The sequence below is a fragment of the Dactylosporangium vinaceum genome, assembly GCF_019904175.1.
Taxonomy (GTDB): domain Bacteria; phylum Actinomycetota; class Actinomycetes; order Mycobacteriales; family Micromonosporaceae; genus Dactylosporangium; species Dactylosporangium vinaceum.
The window spans coordinates 10,159,843-10,176,421 of record NZ_CP061913.1 but is presented as its reverse complement, the minus strand read 5'-3'; the positions used below and the strand labels follow the sequence as shown (position 1 = coordinate 10,176,421).

The 16,579-nt window shown below is 71.9% G+C and carries 16 protein-coding genes and 1 pseudogene; 6 read left to right on the top strand and 11 right to left on the bottom strand.

Features of this window, described 5'->3' with window-relative positions:
* The first annotated feature begins 69 nt into the window (after window positions 1–69).
* Entirely contained in the window at window positions 70–669 is a 600-nt protein-coding gene (locus Dvina_RS45670) for a hypothetical protein (RefSeq protein ID WP_223097586.1), read from the top strand.
* A gap of 582 nt (window positions 670–1,251) precedes the next feature.
* Here the strand turns inward: Dvina_RS45670 and Dvina_RS45665 are convergent.
* Both Dvina_RS45665 and Dvina_RS55875 read right to left on the bottom strand, forming a co-directional pair.
* A complete protein-coding gene (locus Dvina_RS45665) occupies window positions 1,252–3,342 on the bottom strand; it encodes a PP2C family protein-serine/threonine phosphatase (RefSeq protein ID WP_246655749.1) in 2,091 nt (696 codons plus the stop codon).
* 225 nt (window positions 3,343–3,567) lie between these two features.
* A pseudogene (locus Dvina_RS55875) lies at window positions 3,568–3,651 on the bottom strand (ANTAR domain-containing protein); the annotation flags it as partial.
* A gap of 238 nt (window positions 3,652–3,889) precedes the next feature.
* On the opposite strand from Dvina_RS55875, the gene Dvina_RS45660 reads away from it, so the two are divergent.
* Both Dvina_RS45660 and Dvina_RS45655 read left to right on the top strand, forming a co-directional pair.
* Complete coding sequence (locus Dvina_RS45660; protein ID WP_223097582.1) at window positions 3,890–5,146, top strand: glycosyltransferase; 1,257 nt, start codon at window positions 3,890–3,892, stop codon at window positions 5,144–5,146.
* A gap of 244 nt (window positions 5,147–5,390) precedes the next feature.
* Window positions 5,391–6,206 carry an RNA polymerase sigma factor SigF gene (locus Dvina_RS45655; protein ID WP_223097581.1) on the top strand — a complete coding sequence of 272 codons (816 nt, stop codon included), beginning with the start codon at window positions 5,391–5,393 and terminating at the stop codon, window positions 6,204–6,206.
* A gap of 67 nt (window positions 6,207–6,273) precedes the next feature.
* On the opposite strand, the gene Dvina_RS45650 is transcribed toward Dvina_RS45655, so the two are convergent.
* From Dvina_RS45650 to Dvina_RS45635, 4 genes are all read right to left on the bottom strand, one after another.
* A complete protein-coding gene (locus Dvina_RS45650; RefSeq protein WP_223097580.1) occupies window positions 6,274–7,032 on the bottom strand; it encodes a metallophosphoesterase family protein in 759 nt (252 codons plus the stop codon).
* An 83-nt stretch (window positions 7,033–7,115) separates the two neighbouring features.
* Window positions 7,116–7,361: a hypothetical protein gene (locus tag Dvina_RS45645; protein WP_223097579.1), complete on the bottom strand. Its 246-nt coding sequence runs from the start codon at window positions 7,359–7,361 to the stop codon at window positions 7,116–7,118.
* A gap of 15 nt (window positions 7,362–7,376) precedes the next feature.
* Window positions 7,377–7,976 carry a nucleotidyltransferase family protein gene (locus tag Dvina_RS45640; protein WP_223097578.1) on the bottom strand — a complete coding sequence of 200 codons (600 nt, stop codon included), beginning with the start codon at window positions 7,974–7,976 and terminating at the stop codon, window positions 7,377–7,379.
* 22 nt (window positions 7,977–7,998) lie between these two features.
* Window positions 7,999–8,385: a hemerythrin domain-containing protein gene (locus tag Dvina_RS45635; protein WP_223097577.1), complete on the bottom strand. Its 387-nt coding sequence runs from the start codon at window positions 8,383–8,385 to the stop codon at window positions 7,999–8,001.
* Between the two features lie 80 nt (window positions 8,386–8,465).
* Here Dvina_RS45635 and Dvina_RS45630 point away from each other — a divergent pair, with 80 nt between their 5' ends.
* The 3 genes from Dvina_RS45630 (at window position 8,466) to rocD (ending at window position 10,823) form a co-directional block, all read left to right on the top strand.
* Entirely contained in the window at window positions 8,466–8,681 is a 216-nt protein-coding gene (locus Dvina_RS45630) for a hypothetical protein (RefSeq protein ID WP_223097570.1), read from the top strand.
* 103 nt (window positions 8,682–8,784) lie between these two features.
* Window positions 8,785–9,612, top strand: coding sequence for a dimethylargininase (gene ddaH / locus Dvina_RS45625; RefSeq protein WP_223097568.1), 828 nt, complete (start codon window positions 8,785–8,787; stop codon window positions 9,610–9,612).
* Complete coding sequence (rocD, locus tag Dvina_RS45620; protein ID WP_223097567.1) at window positions 9,609–10,823, top strand: ornithine--oxo-acid transaminase; 1,215 nt, start codon at window positions 9,609–9,611, stop codon at window positions 10,821–10,823. Before ddaH ends, rocD begins: the two co-directional genes overlap by 4 nt.
* A gap of 27 nt (window positions 10,824–10,850) precedes the next feature.
* On the opposite strand, the gene Dvina_RS45615 is transcribed toward rocD, so the two are convergent.
* The 5 genes from Dvina_RS45615 to Dvina_RS45595 all read right to left on the bottom strand — a co-directional run bounded on the left by Dvina_RS45615 (window position 10,851) and on the right by Dvina_RS45595 (window position 16,517).
* Window positions 10,851–11,486, bottom strand: a complete 636-nt coding sequence (locus tag Dvina_RS45615) for an SAM-dependent methyltransferase (RefSeq protein WP_223097565.1) — start codon at window positions 11,484–11,486, stop codon at window positions 10,851–10,853.
* Window positions 11,483–12,865: a nitric oxide synthase oxygenase gene (locus Dvina_RS45610; RefSeq protein WP_223097563.1), complete on the bottom strand. Its 1,383-nt coding sequence runs from the start codon at window positions 12,863–12,865 to the stop codon at window positions 11,483–11,485. Before Dvina_RS45610 ends, Dvina_RS45615 begins: the two co-directional genes overlap by 4 nt.
* A gap of 174 nt (window positions 12,866–13,039) precedes the next feature.
* The gene (locus tag Dvina_RS45605) at window positions 13,040–14,056 is read right to left on the bottom strand and encodes an ABC transporter permease (RefSeq protein WP_246655747.1); all 1,017 of its coding nucleotides are present in this window, start codon (window positions 14,054–14,056) and stop codon (window positions 13,040–13,042) included.
* Window positions 14,053–15,015: an ABC transporter permease gene (locus tag Dvina_RS45600; protein WP_223097560.1), complete on the bottom strand. Its 963-nt coding sequence runs from the start codon at window positions 15,013–15,015 to the stop codon at window positions 14,053–14,055. Before Dvina_RS45600 ends, Dvina_RS45605 begins: the two co-directional genes overlap by 4 nt.
* On the bottom strand, window positions 15,012–16,517 hold the full coding sequence (locus tag Dvina_RS45595; protein ID WP_223097559.1) for a sugar ABC transporter ATP-binding protein: 1,506 nt from the start codon (window positions 16,515–16,517) through the stop codon (window positions 15,012–15,014). The genes Dvina_RS45600 and Dvina_RS45595 overlap by 4 nt, the downstream gene beginning before the upstream one ends.
* Between the last annotated feature and the right edge of the window lie 62 nt (window positions 16,518–16,579).

Here is a 16,579-nt window from a genome sequence, read left to right as displayed (position 1 = left end):
TCAATATTCGTAATGCTCTACTTCTGAGATTTGGTAGCGAATATGCAACAACGCGGCATCATGGTCGACGTGTACGAGTTGGACGTCGTCGCACCCGACAGCCTCGGCCGTTTCGTGTACCGCTGGTACGGCCCACCCGACCGCCCACCCGCCGACCTGGACCTGCCCGGCGTCCCGGCGCCGCTGGCCGAGTGGCACCGCCTGGCCGCGCGCTACACGTTCCCGCTGAGCCGTGACCACGAGATGCTGGAGCCGGGATCGTCACGCTTCTGGCAAGGCCCCTTCGATTGGTACTCGTACGACGCCGAAGCCTTCACCGCCGGCGCCCTCGACCCCGAGGTCATCGAGCGGGACAACCTTCGCACCGGCCTGCCGCTGTCGCGGTTCCTGGTCTACGCGGCGGTCTACGAAGCGACGTACGCCCCGCTGCACGGCCTGGTCCACATGGACCCAAATCCAGAAACGTTGCGCGCAGTCAAGGTCCGCCTCCGCGAGCTCGACGACAGCCTGTGGCAGTGGCCCGACCCCGCCTTCAGCTACTACGGCGACGACGACCTCCTGGCCCACCTGGGCCCGGACCGCATCGTCATAGCCGCCCGCCACCGCGACGCCCTCGGCCGCTTCGACGGTCTCGGCCAGCACTGGGACTGGGACTCCCGAACCGTATAAAACCGTCAACGTCCGCCGACGAAATCAACTCCCGTCGACGACAGCCGTCCATGTCGACGAAAATCAACGCAGGTCGACAAACCATGGCCGAACACCAAACCCCAAAACCGCTCCACAGCCACCGCTCCACAGCCACCGCACCCCGCCGCTGCACGGTCGTCGCGGCTCGACGGTCGCGATGGCTCGATCGTCACCGCAGCCTTATGGCCGCCACGGCTCTGGGCATCGCGGTTCCACGGTCGCGACGGTTCCACGGTCATCGCAGCCTCACGGTTGCCGCGGGCCCAAACTCGCCGCGGGCTCACGGTTGCCGCAGCCTCACGGCCGTCGCAGTTCCACGGTCATCGCAGCCTCACGGTGACCGCGGCCCCACGATCCCCGCGGCTGTATGGTCCGGACGGCTCCATGGTCACCGCCGCCGCACGGTCACCGCGGTTCCACGGTCACCGCAGCCTCACGGTCACCGCAGGTCCACAGCGCCACTCCGCCACGATCACTGTGGCGGTGGCGGTGGCGGTGGCGGTGGCGGGCGGCGGCCGGCGGCGGGCTGCCGCCGGCGGGCATGTGGGTCGCGGGCGGTTGCTACGGGACGTGGACCAGCATGGCGCAGACGTCCTCGTCCTCCGGGACGTTCAGGACTGTCATCAAGTGGTTCACCACGGCGTCGAAGTCGGCCATGTCGATGGTTTCGCCGGCTCGGCGGACCAGTTCCAGGCCGCCTCCCCGGCGGCGGTCGGCGCGGGAGCGGGGGATGCTCGCGTTGCCGCCCGTGTAGAACAGGACGCGGTCGCCCGGGGCCAGTGTCACGGCCGTGTCGGTGTAGCGCATCTGGTCCACCTCGCCCAGGGGGAGGCCGAGGGGGCCCGAGAGGACCTCGCCGCGGCCGTCCGCGGCGTAGCGGATCGGGGCTACCTGGCCCGCGGCGGCCCACTGGAGGGTGCGGGTCGTGGGGGTGTAGCGGGCCACGATGAGGCACGCCGTGTGCTCGGTCTCCATCTGGCAGAGCATCGTGTTGACGGCGGTGAGGATGTCGCCGGGGGCCATGTCCAGCATCGCGTACGCCCGGACGGCATAGCGCAGCCGGGCCGCCGTCGTCATCGAGGACAGGCCGCGCTCGTCCACGTCGCCCAGGACCAGGATCGAGCCGCCGCCGTTGCCGACCGGTGTGGCGTCGAACCAGTCGCCGTCGATGGTGCCGACGCGCTCGGGGGAGCGGCAGCGGCCGCAGATCTCCACGCCTTCCAGGTGGCCCAGCTCGGGGTCGGTGGGCAGGAGGGCCTTCTGCAGGGCCTCGGCGGCGCGGCGCTCGTCGGCCAGGCGGTGACGCTGGGCCGCCAGGGCCTCCTCGGCGCGGCGCAGGCGGGCCTCGATGGCGCGCTCTTCGGTGACGTCCTGGACGGTGCCGCGCACGGCCGTGACGTTGCCGGTGTCGTCGTGGATCGGCTCGGCGGTGAGGCGCAGGCGGCGGCCGTTGACCCGGCCGGCGCCGCGGATCTCGGCGAGGAGCTGCTTGCCCTCGACGATCGTGCGGCGTACGGCGTCCTGGACGGCCAGGAGGTCGTCGGGGTGCACGCTTGCGGTGAGTTCGGCGACCGGGATGCGGCCGGCGCCGCGGGCGGGCTCGCGGCCGCCGCTCTGGCCGCCGCGGTGGAACAGCGCGACGAGCTCGGGGGAGCAGCGCGGCTCCGGGTCGCGCAGCTCCCAGCAGAACGAGCCGATGCCGGCGATCCGCTCGGCCTGGAGCAGCTGGTCGTAGAGCAGGTCGGCCTCGGTCGCGACCCGCCACACGGCGAACACCCGGTCCCAGAGGCGCACGGCGTGCACGGAGAGCGTCTGCGGGCCCGGGACGCCGTCGGTGCGCGGGTCGGCCCGCAGCCCGTCCAGGCGCCGCGGCTGCCCGTCCTGCAGCACCCGGGCGAACTCCGGCAGCAGTGTCGCGCTGCCCAGCGCCGGGTACGCGGCCAGCAGCGTCGCCTCGTCGGGGTCCACGCGGGCGCCGGAGAAGATCTGGCGGGCCAGACCGTTGGCGTACTCCACGCGGAAGTCGACCACCTGCCCGTCCTCGTGCACGGCGGAGAGCAGGGCGGCCGGGTCGTGCAGCGCGTCGACGACCGTCGGCAGCCACACCTGGGCCGGGGCGGCCTGGCCGCTCTCCTCGCCCTCGACGTGGAACCAGGCGCTGGCGATCTCGTCGCGGATGAGGGTGTCGACCTGGCGGGCCACGGGCTCCAGGAGAGCGGCGACGTACCGCCGCAGCTCGTCGGTGTCCGGCAGCCCTTCGGTCCACGTCATGAGGATGCCGCCGAGCACCCGCTCGCCGGAGATCAGCGGCGAGGCGAGCAGCGTCTCCCCGCCGAACGGCGGCTGGCCGAGCACTGGGAAGCGGCGGCGCGCCTCGGGCTCGGGGGCCAGCCAGAGCGTTTCGAGGTCCTGGGCCGCGACGACGAGCGGCAGGCCCCGGTCCGGGGGGATGCGCGACCACTGGGTGCGCACCTCGCCTGGGATCCCGAACGTGCCGGCGCCGCGCTGGGCGCCGTCCGGGTCGAGGAGGGTCAGCAGCACCGCGGTCGGGGCGGCCCACGCGGTCGGCGCGGTGCCGAGCACGTCACAGATCTCGTCATAGCTGCGGGCGGCCGCGATCCGGGCGCTCAGCAGCTGATGTTGAGACTGCAAAGCCTCCACTTCGGGGGTACGGCTGGCCCGTTTGCGAGCCTGAGGAAGTACTAACAAATCCGGCTTTTCCGGCTTTTTCGCCCGACTCCGGTCGACGTGCTGGCGCAGCTCGTCGTCGATGATATTCACCACATCGGGCGCGTTCGGGTCCGGGGACGTGGTGCCGACGATCGCCGCGGCCACCTCGATGAGCTTGATGTTCGTGCGCTGGCTCAGCCGCACGAGCTGGTCGAAGCCCTGGTCGGGGGTGACCCCGAGCCGCTCCACGAGCACGCCCTTGGCCTGCTCGATCACGGCGCGGTTGCGCATGGCGGTCCGCACCCCGGTCAGCTCGGCCCGCAGCTTCGCGACCAGCGCGGCCAGCGCCTCGGCCGGCTCCGCGCTGCTGCTGCCGCTCTCCGCGGGGGCCTTGTCGGCCATGTTCTGCCTCTCCCGTCCGTGCCCGATGCGCGCCTGCTTCCGGCTCGCCCGTTGATGTTTACCACCATCCGGCCCGGGTAGGGGCGATGGCAGGTCAGCGCAGTCGGGTTTGTGGAGGTCGGAAGAGTTGAGGATCGCCCTGGTCTCCGCTCAGGCCAGCCCGCTCGGGCTGGGGGGACCGACGGCGGGCGGCCGTCACACGCACGTGGCGGCGCTGGCCGAGGCCCTGGGAGCGCTTTCGCACGAGGTCACCGTATATGTGCGGCGCGAGGACAAGAGCGCGCCCGAGACGGTGCCGCTGGCACCCGGCGTGAGCGTCGAGCAGGTCGCCGCCGGGCCCGTGGAGCCGCTGCCGCCCGATGATCAGCTGCCCCTGATGGGCGAGTTCGGCCGGGCCCTCGCGGGGCGCTGGGGCAAGGACCCCGGCTCCGGCCCGGACGTCGTGCACGCCCACTACTGGCTGTCCGGCCTGGCCGCGCTCACCGCGACCGCCGACGTGCGCCGCCCGGTCATCGTGACGTACCACGGCCTGTCCGCGGCCGAGCGCCGCCACCTGCCGATGGACCGCAACACCAGCCAGGGCCCCCGGGCCGGGCTGGAGCGCACGCTCGGATCACTGGCCGACCGCGTCATTGCGCAGAGCGAGGACGAGGTCGCCGAGCTGGGCCGGATGGGCGTGCGCCGCGGCTCGACGGTGATCGTCCCGTCCGGGGTCGACACTGAAAGGTTCACACCGACGGGTCCGGCCGCCGACCACCGCCGTCCGGGCCTGCGCCGCATCCTGGCCGTCGGCCCGCTTGTCGAGCGCAAGGGCTTCGGCGATCTGGTCGAGGCGCTGCGCCGGGTGCCGGGCGCCGAGCTGATCATTGTCGGCGGCTCCGACCCGGCCCGCCCGCCGCGCGACATCGACGCCGACCCGGAGGCCCGCCGGCTGGTGGAGCTGGCCGATGCCAACGGCGTCGCCGACCGCGTCCGCATCGTCGGCGCCGTCCCGCACGACGACCTGCCGAGCTGGTACCGCTCCGCCGACGTCCTGGCCTGCGCCCCGTGGTACGAGCCGTTCGGCCTGACCCCGCTGGAGGCCATGGCCTGCGGTGTGCCGGTGGTCGCCTACGAGGTCGGCGGCATCGGCGAGAGCGTCATCGACAACGTCACCGGGGTCCTGGTCCCGCCCCGCGACGTCAACGGCCTCGCCGGTGCGCTGCGCTCGCTGCTCGGCGACGAGGTCCGCCGGATGAGCTTCGCCAGCGCGGCCATCGACCGCGTCCGCTCCCGCTACACCTGGGAGCGCACCGCGACCGAGCTGGAGCGGGTGTACCGCAGCGTCACCGGCGCCAACGAGGTCGAGGACTCCGACGAGGATGAACTCTCCGAGGTGTCCTGACCACGTTCGGTGGTGCGCATCTTGTTTTCCGGTCCGGGCGCGGGGTAGGTTGGACAAACCACATCTGCATCCGTCGCTGGATCTCCTCCACCGGCGGATGGCCTCGGCGGATCGTCAAATCAGCCGCGATCCAGGCACCGAAGGCCCGTGCCGGGCGCTCGAGACCAGGGCGCCACCGGCCGAATTCTCAGCCGTGTCGCCGCGCGCCCGCGCCTGCACGGCCGTCTGGCAGGGGGACCCCCTCATGACTGCTCCCACCATTCGCCGCACCGCTCCCATCGGCCGCGCCCCGGGCAAGGAAGCCGAAACGGCCGCCGCATCGCTGCTCACGCTCCTGGCCGACCTTCCGGCGGAAAGCCCCGACCGGCCCCGCATCCGGGCCCGGCTCATCGAGCTGTACTTCCCGCTGGCCGAGTACCTGGCCCGCCGCTTCCGCAACCGCGGCGAGCCCCTCGACGACCTGACCCAGGTCGCCGGCGTCGGCCTCATCAAGTCCGTGGACGGCTACGACCCGTCCCGCGGGGCCGCCTTCACCAGCTACGCGATCCCGATGATCGTCGGGGAGCTCAAGCGGCACTTCCGCGACAAGGGCTGGGACGTCCGCGTGCCCCGCCGGCTGCAGGAGCTGCGCCTCGAGCTCGGCAAGGTCTCCGGCGACCTGGCTCAGGAGCTGGGCCGCTCGCCGACCGTCGCCGACCTCGCGACCCGCGTCGGGGTCAGCGAGGAGGAGGTCATCGAGGGCCTCGAGTCGGGCCACGCGTATCGCGCGCTGTCCATCAACGCCCCCCTCGGCGGCATCGCCGAGGACACCGGCGCCGAGCTCGCCGACCTCCTCGGCGGCGCGGACCGCGAGCTGGAGGCGGTCGACGACCGGGAGTCGCTGCGCCCGCTCATCGCCCGCCTGCCGGAGCGCGAGCAGCGCATCATCGCGATGCGCTTCTTCGGCAACCTCACGCAGACCCAGATCGCCGAGCGCCTCGGCATCTCCCAGATGCACGTCTCCCGCCTCCTGGCCCACGCACTCACCTTCCTGCGCGGTGAGCTCGCCGAGCCGTTCTGACCCGCACGCCGCCCGGCCGCGGCCGGGCGGCGTCACCGGCGCTCGGCCGGGCGTGAGTCCGGGCCGGTCAGGCCGGGGTGAGCAGTTCGGAGACCGAGAGCTGGTAGACGTTGTACGCCTGCTTGATGACCGGGTGGGCCACGTTGCGCACCGGGACGCCGCCCGGGGTCGTGCCGCGTTCCGAGCCGGCGTGGGCGTGCCCGTGGACGGCCAGGGCGGTGCCGGGGGCGGCGTCGATGGCCTGGGCCAGGTGGTAGGAGCCCAGGAACGGGTAGATCTCCAGCGGCTCACCCAGGAGCGTCTCGGGGACCGGGGCGTAGTGGGTCAGGGCGATCCGCACGTCGCAGTCCAGGGCGGCCAGCGCGGAACCGAAGCGGGCGGCCAGTTCGCGGCCGTGCCGGCTGAACGCCTTCATCTCCGGCTCGCCGAACTCGCTGGAGCAGGCGCCCGCGAAGCCGCCGCCGAAGCCCTTCGTGCCGGCGATGCCGACGCGCACGCCGTTGCACGTCAGGACGGTGCCGGAGCACTCCAGGACGGTCAGGCCGGCGTCTTGCAGTACCGCCGAGACCGCCTCTTGCTGGTCCGAGTGATAGTCGTGATTGCCCAGGATCGCCACGACCGGGACGGGCAGGCCGCCGAACTCGCGGGCCACGCAGGCCGCCTCCTCGGGTGTGCCGTGCCGGGTCAGATCGCCGGCCAGCAGCAGCAGGTCGGCCTTCTCGCCGAGATGCTCAAGCGCGGGCCGATAGCGGCCGACAACGTCGGCGTCGAGATGGACGTCGCCGACCGCGGCGACACGAGCACACCCTTCAGCAGTACCGCTCACGCTGACCCCTCCGCGGGCTCCGGGGTCAGCGGGCCTGAACTGTGTCTCCTGGTGAGCGGCCTCGTCGCTGCGCTCCGAACCGCTCACAGCTCCTCCACCTCATCCGGCTCGTGGACCCGGGTCAGACCGATGTTGCACTGCACCGGCAGGTCCGGGAACGCCTCGGCGACCACCCGGCAGATGGCGTCGCGCCGATCGGCGCTCTCCACCTCACCGACGAGCGCGATGCCGGCGTCGGTACGCACGAAACGGATGCCCTGCTCGGTGATGCGCTCGTCCTCGGCGAGCAGGTGCTGCAGCTCGCCCTCGACGTACTGGTCTGTCGCCATGGTGCTCGTTCCCCCTCAGACGGCCGCGGCGAGAGCGGTGGTCTCGGCCAGAGACACCACGCCGAGACGGTCGATCAAGAACAGGAAAGCATGGGCGTACGGCGAGTGGGCCGTTTCCCGGTACACCCGCGGCCAGTCGATCTGCTCGCGCAGCGACCGCGCCACCGGCAGGCCGCGCGCGTAGTCGCAGTAGTGCGCCGACCACGTGAGGACCTTGTGGATCATCAGCTCGGTGGCCGAGAGGACCGGCATGTGGCAGGCGTTGACCGCGATGATGTCGGTGTCCTGCATGGTCGCGTCGGTCACCGGGCGCTGCACCGGGCAGAAGATGAAGTCGATGAGAAGGTCGCCGTCCTCCGTGGCGTCCCACGCCTTCACCAGCCAGCCCTCCGGCGGCACCTCGCCGCGGAACCCGACCTCGGCCAGCGACGCGAGCACCCGCTCGGCGTCCTCTTCCTTGATGAGGAAGTCGATGTCGTGGTCGACGGACTCCCCGCCGCGGGCGTACACCGCGAAGCTTCCCGCCAGGCAGAAGGGAATGCCCGCGTCCTTGAGGTGGAACGCGGCCTTCTTGAGCGTGGCGATCAGCGGCTGACTGTCCTCGGAAGTTGCCATGTTTGACGGCTTACCCGTCTGATCATTCCGCCACACGCGTTGATTGCAGCAGCTCACCCAGGCGGAGCAACTCCTCCGGCGGGCAGCTCTGGGCCAGGCGCGGGAAGAGCTCGGTCTCCTCCTCCAGCATGTGCTGGCGCACGATGTCGAAGCAGGCCGGGGTCAGTGGGCCGAACGAGGCGTGCTCGGCCTCCTCGTACGCCGCGATGTCCGGCCCGGCCGGCAGGTGCGCGGCCAGGGCCGGGTGCAGGAACTGCGTCTCGGCGTCGGTGTGCTGCTCGAGGGCGTCGGCGGCGGCGATGAGCGCGGCCCGGCGCAGCTCGGCCGTCGGCGCCGTCTCGACGTCGGCGAACAGCGACTCCAGCCGGCGGTGCTCGGCCGTGAGGAGCTCGAGAAGATCCGCCGACATGGACCGGGGGTACCCAGAGCGGCCATCGACCTAACCGCCCGGTCTTCCGTGACGTTGGTACATGTGTTCGAATACTCGCCATGGAGCGGAGAAAGCACTGGTGGAACGGCACCTGGGGCCGGTTGGCGCGGCGCGACGTCTACGTGTTCACCGACGCCGACGTGTGGTGGGTGGAGTCCCGGGAGGGAGGGGCCGACGGGCGGGCCCGTCGCTACGAGTTCGCCGACGAGGACAGCGCGATGAACTGCGTCTCCGGGCTGCTGGCCCAGCCGGGCAACTGGCGCGAGCTTCGCTGACGCAACGAATCGTCGGCTTGTGGCGGTACCACACAATGAAAATGCGCCAAGAAGCACGGGATCGCAATGGTTCGTCGCCGGGCCGGGTCGTACGTTGGTGACCATGACCATGAGTCGTCGTTACCTCATGTGCCGCCCGACCTACTTCGCGGTGGACTACGCGATCAACCCGTGGATGGACCCGGCCGCGCCGGTCGACGTCGACCGGGCCGTGGCGCAGTGGACGACCCTCTACGAGCTGTACCGCTCGCTGGGCCACACCGTCGAGCTCATCGACCCGGTCCCCGGCCTGCCCGACATGGTCTTCGCCGCCAACGGCGCGACGGTCGTGGACGGCCGGGTGTACGGCGCGCAGTTCCGCCACCCGGAGCGCGCCGACGAGGGCCCGGCCTACCTGGAGTGGTTCGCCCGCAACGGCTTCGAGGTGCACGCGGCGAAGAGCGTCAACGAGGGCGAGGGCGACCTGCTGCTGGCCGGCGAGTGGATCCTGGCCGGCACCGGGCTGCGCACCGAGCTCGCCGCCCACGCCGAGGCGCAGGAGCTCTTCGGCCGGCCGGTGCTGACGCTGCAGCTCGTCGACCCGCGCTACTACCACCTCGACACCGCACTGACAGTGCTGTCGCCCGACAACGTCGCCTACTTCCCCGGTGCGTTCTCCCCGGGCAGTCAGGAAGTGCTGCGGCGGCTGTACCCCGATGCCGTCCTCGCCACCGCGCAGGACGCGGCGGTTCTGGGCCTGAACGCGGTGAGCGACGGCCACCGGGTCGTCCTGCCGTCCGCTGCCACCCGGCTGGCCGAGCAGCTAGCGTCGAAGGGGTTCGCGCCGATCCCGGTCGACGTGTCGGAACTGCACCTGGCCGGCGGCGGCCCGAAGTGCTGCACGCTGGAGATTCGCGGAAGCCTCTCGGAGCGAAGCGAGGAAACTGTATGACAAGTATCGCGAACCGGACCGCTCCGGCCGTCGAAGAGGCCGAGCGGCACACGGCGCACAACTACCACCCGCTGCCGGTCGTCATCGCCGAGGCCGAGGGCGCCTGGGTCACCGACGTCGACGGCCGGCGGTATCTCGACTGCCTCGCCGGCTACTCCGCGCTGAACTTCGGCCACCGCCACCCCGCCCTGATCACCGCGGCCCGGGAGCAGCTGGACCGGGTCACGCTGACCAGCCGCGCCTTCCTGCACGATCAGTTCGGCCCGTTCTGCGCCGATTTGGCCCGCCTGACGGGCAAGGACATGGTGCTGCCGATGAACAGCGGCGCCGAGGCCGTGGAGACCGCCATCAAGGTGTCCCGCAAGTGGGGGTACCGGGTGAAGGGCGTCGAGTCCGGGAAGGCCACCATCATCGTGGCCGACGGCAACTTCCACGGCCGCACCACGACCATCGTGAGCTTCTCGACCGACCCCGACGCCCGCGCCGACTACGGCCCCTACACGCCCGGCTTCGTCGTCGTCCCCTACGGCGACGCGGACGCCCTGGCCGCGGCCATCGACGACACCACTGTCGCGGTGCTCCTGGAGCCGATCCAGGGCGAGGCCGGCGTGCTGGTCCCGCCGTCCGGCTACCTGGCCGCCGTCCGCCGCCTGTGCACCGAGCGCAACGTGCTCTTCGTGGCCGACGAGATCCAGTCCGGTCTCGGCCGCACGGGCGCCACGTTCGCCTGCGACGACGAGCACGTCGTCCCGGACATGTACATCCTGGGCAAGGCCCTCGGCGGCGGCATCGTCCCCGTCTCCGCGGTCGCCGCCGACTCCGCGATCCTGGGCGTCCTGCGCCCGGGCGAGCACGGCTCGACCTTCGGCGGCAACCCGCTCGCCTGCGCGGTGGCGCGGGCCGTGATCGCGCTGCTGGAGACCGGCGAACCCCAGGCCCGGGCGCTGGAGGTCGGCGCGCACCTGCACCGGCGGCTCAACGCGCTCATCGGCCACGGCCTGACCGCCGTGCGCGGGCGCGGCCTGTGGGCGGGCATCGACATCGACCCGGCGCTGATGACCGGCCGCGAGGCGAGCGAGCGCCTGATGGCCCGCGGCGTCCTGGCCAAGGACACCCACGGCTCCACCCTCCGTCTGGCCCCGCCGCTTGTCGTCACCGAGGAGGAGATCGACATGGCGGTCGACGCGCTGGAGGCGGTCCTGCGGACCTGAGCGGTGCCGGGCGGCGGCCGGCGTGGCTCACGTGGTGAACGTGAACATGCGGCCGTCGCCGGGCAGGGGGCGGGGCCGGCCATCGAAGCGGTGCACGCCGAAGCTGAAGATGGAGTGCTCCGGGGCCAGGAACGACTGCTCGGCGAAGCCGGCCCCGGCGAACGCCGCCCGCAGCTGGGGTGTCCGATCGTGATGCTGCCGCCCCCGCGTCCACAGCACCGTGGCTCCGGCCGCGCACAGCGCCGGCAGCGCGGCGATGGTGGCCAGCGCGTCGGCCTGGCTCATGTTGCCCAGCACGCCCACGACGATGACCAGGTCGGCCGGCACCGCGCCCGCGTACGCCGCGAACAACCCCGCGTCCGCCTCGACCACCTCGACCGACGGCAACCCCGCGGCAGCGGCGCGGGCGCGGGCCGCCGCGGCGTTGCGCGGGTCCAGCTCGACCAGCCGCGCCGAGACCCGCCCGGCGTCGGGCCGCCCCGCCAGCACCCCGAGCAGGTCGCGCCCCTCACCGGCGCAGATGCTCACCACCCGCAGCGCCGGGTCGGTGCGCGAGTCGAGCCACGCACCGATGGCCGCCTGCACCGAGCGCAGCCGGAACGAGAGGTCGGAGGCGGGGTTCTCGTAGGCCGCATGCCAGGCGGCCCAGTCCTTACCTGTCACACACCCATACTGCTCGAGCGCCGCCGCAGCCGCGTCAGCCAGCCGCGGCGCTGGCCCGGGACCTGCGCAACGTCGGCGGTGGCCACCGGGGCGACGGCCACGTCCGGAGTGGCCGGGCGGACCGGCGGGATGAGCGTCGGGACCGGGCGGGGCCGGGGCAGCGGGCTGGGGCGTTCGCCGTGGGCCACCGGGCAGCGGGCGGCCGGGGCGGGGATCGGGGAGCGGCCGCGCCGGCCCAGCTCGCGGGCGTCCGGGTCCAGGTAGAAGCCCGGGCGCTGGTCGGCCTCGGGGTAGTACCGGTGGAAGACGCCTGTCGTCGACGCGCTCATCGGCGGGACGATCCACGACCAGTCGGCCGGCACGGGGCGGCCGGAGCGCTCCTCGCTCGCCACGTGGGCCAGGAAGCGCTCCGATTCGGTGTGGTGGTCGCTGATCCGGGCGCCGGCCTGGTCGAAGGACCACAGCACGGCGCGGTTCAGCTCGACCAGGGCCCGGTCCTTCCAGAGGGTGCGCTCGGTCGACGTGTCGAGCCCTAATCGATGCGCGATCAACGGCAGGAGGTTGTACCGGTCGTGGTCGGCCAGATTGCGAGCGCCGATCTCGGTGCCCATGTACCAGCCGTTGAACGGTGCGAGCGGGTAGTCGACACCACCGATCGTCAGGCGCATGTTCGCGATGGCGGGCAGGGCGTACCAGCGCAGGCCCAGTTCGGCGAACCAGCGCTGCTCCGGGTGCTCGATCGACACCTCCCAGACGGCGTCCTCGGGCAGCTCGTGCAGTGAGACGGTGCCGTCCGGGGCCTCGATGGCCAGCGGGAGGACGTCGAAGGGGTCGTCGGGCTTGCCGCGCCAGCCGTGCTGCTGCAGCGTCTCCGTGAACTGCACGTACCGCGGGTCGCCGACGACGGTGCCGTCCGCGTGGCGGTGCCCGGCGTAGCGCACGAGCTGGTCGTTCCACAGCCGCACGGTCGGACGGCCGGGAGCGTTCGGGGCGAAGATCGAGATGACCGGGCGGATCACGTGCCGCTCGCGCTGGCCGGCCAGGCGCAGGTGGCGCACGAGCTCGTCGAAGACCTCGTCCGGGGCGGTCACCTTGCGCAGGTCGCGCACGACGAGGCTGCGCCAGTAGAGGCGGCCGATGCAGCGGCTCGCGTTGCGCCAGGCGACGCGGGCCCCGAAGACCAGCTCGGCGTACGTGTGCGCGTAGGTGCCGGTCGCGGCGATCTCGTCGCGCACCTGGGCGATGCGCTCCCGCGCGCCGCCGCCGGTCTCCTGCTCGCTGTGGAAGAGCTCCAGGAACTCGGCGGCCTCGTCCGGATCCACGGGGGAGTGGGCGTCCCACGGACGAGCCGGCGTATCGCGATATCCGGGCACGCTCACGAGGCGTCACCTCCAACAGCGATGTTTCAGGGGGGTGCCCAACATCGTGACGAGGCGCGGAAAGCGGAAGTCGCACACCGTGTGCGTTCGACATCGCACGGTCAGCTATTGCAAATTGCAAAAAGGAAGGAGGCGCCTCCATTGGTACCGCAGGCGCCTCCCACGATCTGCCGCCTAACCCGACGAAACCCGGCGCAACCTGGCCAGGTAGGTCTGGACCACGACCACCAGGGCGATGAACGCCCCACTGATGACCGTCTGCCACGCCGAGGTGATCCGGCCGCTCTGGTTGATCAGGTTCTGGATCACCTGGAGCAGCAGTACCCCGGCGATGGTGCCGCCGAGTGTGCCCGCACCGCCGGTCAGCAGCGTGCCGCCGATGACGACCGCGGCGATCGCGTCGAGCTCCATGCCGGTGCCCAGGACCGTGACGCCGGAGCCGAGGCGGGCCGCGTTGATCGCGCCGGCCAGTCCGGCCAGGACGCCGGAGAGGACGTACACCCGGATCTGGGTGCTGCGGATCTTCACGCCCATCAGGCGGGCCGCGTCCTCGTTGCCGCCGATGGCGTAGACGGACTGGCCGAAGCGGGTGCGGTACAGCAGCAGCATCCCGGCCGCGAAGAGCAGCACGACGAGGTAGACGGGGTAGCCGATGCCGCCGAGCGCACCCGTCCCGAAGTGCTTGAACGAGTCGGTCTTGACCAGGTAGGTGTCGGCGCCCTCGTCGGACAGGGCCAGCATCAGGCCGCGGGTGCCCAGGAGCCCGGCGAGCGTGACGATGAAGGGCGCCAGCCGGGCGTACGCGATGATGCTGCCCTGCACCAGCCCGAACACTCCGCACACGGCCAGGGGCAGGGCGAACGCGGCCCAGGTGCCGTACTGCGACGCCCACGCCGCCAGCACGCCGCCGAGCACGTACAGCGAGCCGACCGACAGGTCGATGCCGCCGCTGATGATGACGAACGTCATGCCGAGGGCGATGAGCGCGGGTGGCGCGGTGGAGATGAGCACCGTGCCGATGTTGTCGTAGGTGCGGAAGCTGTCCCACGTGATCGCGCCGACGATGATGACGAGTGCGAGCACCGCCAGGGCGCCCTGCCGTTGGAAGCGCTCGACGAGCTTCTCGGTCCGTGCGGCGGCCGCCTCGGCCCGGGCCACCTTCGCCGGCGGCGTCACAACCGTGTCAGTCACCGGGTCCTCCGTTCGCGGGCCGCGTAGACGGCGACCAGGATGATCGCGGCCTGGACCATCTGCGCCGTCGAGTCGCGCAGGTTGTTGGCGATCATCGTCGCGGTCAGCAGCTGCATGAGCAGGGCGCCGGCCACGGTGCCGAGCACGCGGACCTTGCCGCCGGTGAGCGGGGTGCCGCCGACGACGACAGCGGTGATCGCCGAGAGCTCGATGAGCAGGCCGATCCGGGAGGCGTCGGCCGAGCCGATCCGGGCGACCTGGATGACGCCCGCGATCGATGCCAGCACGGCGCTGATGATGTACACCGTGATCAGCACCCGGCGGACCGGGACGCCGGCCAGGACCGCGGCCGGGCGGTTGTCGCCGATGGCCAGCAGGCGCCGCCCGAAGACGGTCCGGCGCACGAGGAAGCCGACGACGCCGGCCAGCACGGCGGCGATCCAGACGGTGTACGGCACCCCGAGGAACTGCCCCGTGCCGATCTCGATGAAGTCGGCGTTGCGGATGTCCCGGTAGCGCCCGCTGGACAGCACCAGCGCGATGCCGCGCCCGGCCACCAGCATCGCCAGCGTGGCCACGATCGGCTGGAGCCCCACGAACGCGACGAGCCCGCCGTTGACGAACCCGATGACCAGGCCGCCGACGAGCGCGAGGACGATCGCGGCGGCGGGGCCATACCCGAGGTACAGCGGGATGATCGCCGCCCCGAGCGCCATCACGGACCCGACCGACAGGTCGATGCCCTCGGTGCCGATGACGAGCGCCATGCCGAGCGCCACGATCACCACGGGGGTGACCTGGACCAGCTGGATGCGCAGGTTCGACCACTCGAGGAAGTTGTCGGTGTACACCACGTTGAACAGGACGAGCACGAGCAGGGCCACATACACGCCGTACACCGGCAGCAGCTGCCGCCAGCGGGCCTTGTCGAGGGTTGTCACAGCGGTCGTCGAGGTCATGACGCCGCCACCGCGATCACGTTCATCAACTGCTCCGTCGTCACTTCTTCGCCGCGCAGCATGCCCACGACGGCGCCGTCGCGCAGCACCACGACCCGGTCCGAGCCCTCGATGAGCTCCTCGGCGTCCGAGGACACCAGCACCACACCCAGGCCCTCGGAGGCGAGCTCGTCGATGAGCGCCTGCACCTCGGCCTTCGCGCCGACGTCGATACCGCGCGTGGGCTCGTCGAGCAGCAGCACCTTGGGGCCGGTGGCCAGCAGCCGGGCCAGCAGCACCTTCTGCTGGTTGCCGCCGGAGAGGTCACCGACCCGCTGGTGCGGGCTCGACGCCTTGATCCGCAGCCGCTGCATGAAGGTGTCCACGATCTCGTCGATCTTCCGCTCGGAGACCACGCCGGCGGTGGCGAGCCGGGGCAGGATCGCCAGCGCGATGTTCTCCCGCACCGACAGCCCCAGCGCGATGCCCTCGGCCTTGCGGTCCTCGGGCTGCACGGCGATGCCGGCCCGCAGCGCGCTCACGGGGCTCGGGCGGCGCAGCGGCCGGCCGCCGACCTCGATCGCCCCGCTGTCCAGCGGCAGCGCGCCGGCCACGGCCTTGATGGTCTCGCTGCGCCCGGCGCCGAGCAGGCCGCCGAGCCCGACGACCTCGCCCGGGCGGACCTCGAAGCTGACGCCGTTGAGCCGGTGGCGGCTGCTGAGGTCGGTCGCCCTGAGCACCGGCGCGGCCGCGGCGGCCTCGTGCTCGCCGGCGAAGCTGGTGAAGGAGCGGCCGGCGTCGACCGGGCGCCCGAGCATGTGCGAGACGAGCTCGACCCGCTGGAGACCCTCGAGCTTCCCGGCGTGCACGAGCTTGCCGTCGCGCAGGATCGTGACGCTGTCGCAGATGCGGTACAGCTCGTCGAGGCGGTGGCTGACGTAGATGATGCCGACGCCGCGCTCGTGCAGCCGGCGGATGACGCCGAAGAGGGTCTCGACCTCGCGCGGCTCCAGTGAGGAGGTCGGCTCGTCCATGACGACGACCTTCGCGTCGACCATGACGGCCCGGGCGAGGGCCACCATCTGCTGCGCGCCGAGGGGCATCAGGCCCAGCGGGCGGCGCACGTCGGAGGTGATGCCGTAGCCGGACAGGACGTCGGTCGCCTCGCGGTTCATCCGGGCCACGTCGACGAGGCCGATGGCGTTGCGCGGTTCGCGGCCGAGGAAGAGGTTGCGCGCCACGCTCATCAGCGGGACGAGGTTGACCTCCTGATAGATGGTCGAGATGCCGGCCGCCTGCGCGTCGAGCGGCCCGTTGAAGGAGACCGCCTCGCCCTGGTACCGCACCTCGCCACCGTCGGGCCGGTAGACGCCGGTGAGCACCTTGATCAGGGTCGACTTGCCGGCACCGTTCTCGCCGACGAGCGCGTGGACCTCGCCCGCGTTGAGCGTGAACGAGACGTCGTCGAGGGCGCGCACCCCGGGGAACTGCTTGCTGACCCCGACGACTTCCAACAGGGACATGTTGCCTCTTTCTGTGGCGATGAGACCCCTTGCGGGAGAGAACGCTCTCTCGCAAGGGGTCC

Bases quoted from the DNA above. Each gene is read 5' to 3' on its own strand.
- Dvina_RS45645 (WP_223097579.1), bottom strand. From the start codon at position 7,361: ATGGCGACAGACCAGTACGTCGAGGGCGAGCTGCAGCACCTGCTCGCC.
- Dvina_RS45635 (WP_223097577.1), bottom strand. From the start codon at position 8,385: ATGTCGGCGGATCTTCTCGAGCTCCTCACGGCCGAGCACCGCCGGCTG.
- Dvina_RS45630 (WP_223097570.1), top strand. From the start codon at position 8,466: ATGGAGCGGAGAAAGCACTGGTGGAACGGCACCTGGGGCCGGTTGGCG.
- Dvina_RS45655 (WP_223097581.1), top strand. From the start codon at position 5,391: ATGACTGCTCCCACCATTCGCCGCACCGCTCCCATCGGCCGCGCCCCG.
- Dvina_RS45595 (WP_223097559.1), bottom strand. From the start codon at position 16,517: ATGTCCCTGTTGGAAGTCGTCGGGGTCAGCAAGCAGTTCCCCGGGGTG.
- Dvina_RS45600 (WP_223097560.1), bottom strand. From the start codon at position 15,015: ATGACCTCGACGACCGCTGTGACAACCCTCGACAAGGCCCGCTGGCGG.
- ddaH (WP_223097568.1), top strand. From the start codon at position 8,785: ATGACCATGAGTCGTCGTTACCTCATGTGCCGCCCGACCTACTTCGCG.
- Dvina_RS45640 (WP_223097578.1), bottom strand. From the start codon at position 7,976: ATGGCAACTTCCGAGGACAGTCAGCCGCTGATCGCCACGCTCAAGAAG.
- rocD (WP_223097567.1), top strand. From the start codon at position 9,609: ATGACAAGTATCGCGAACCGGACCGCTCCGGCCGTCGAAGAGGCCGAG.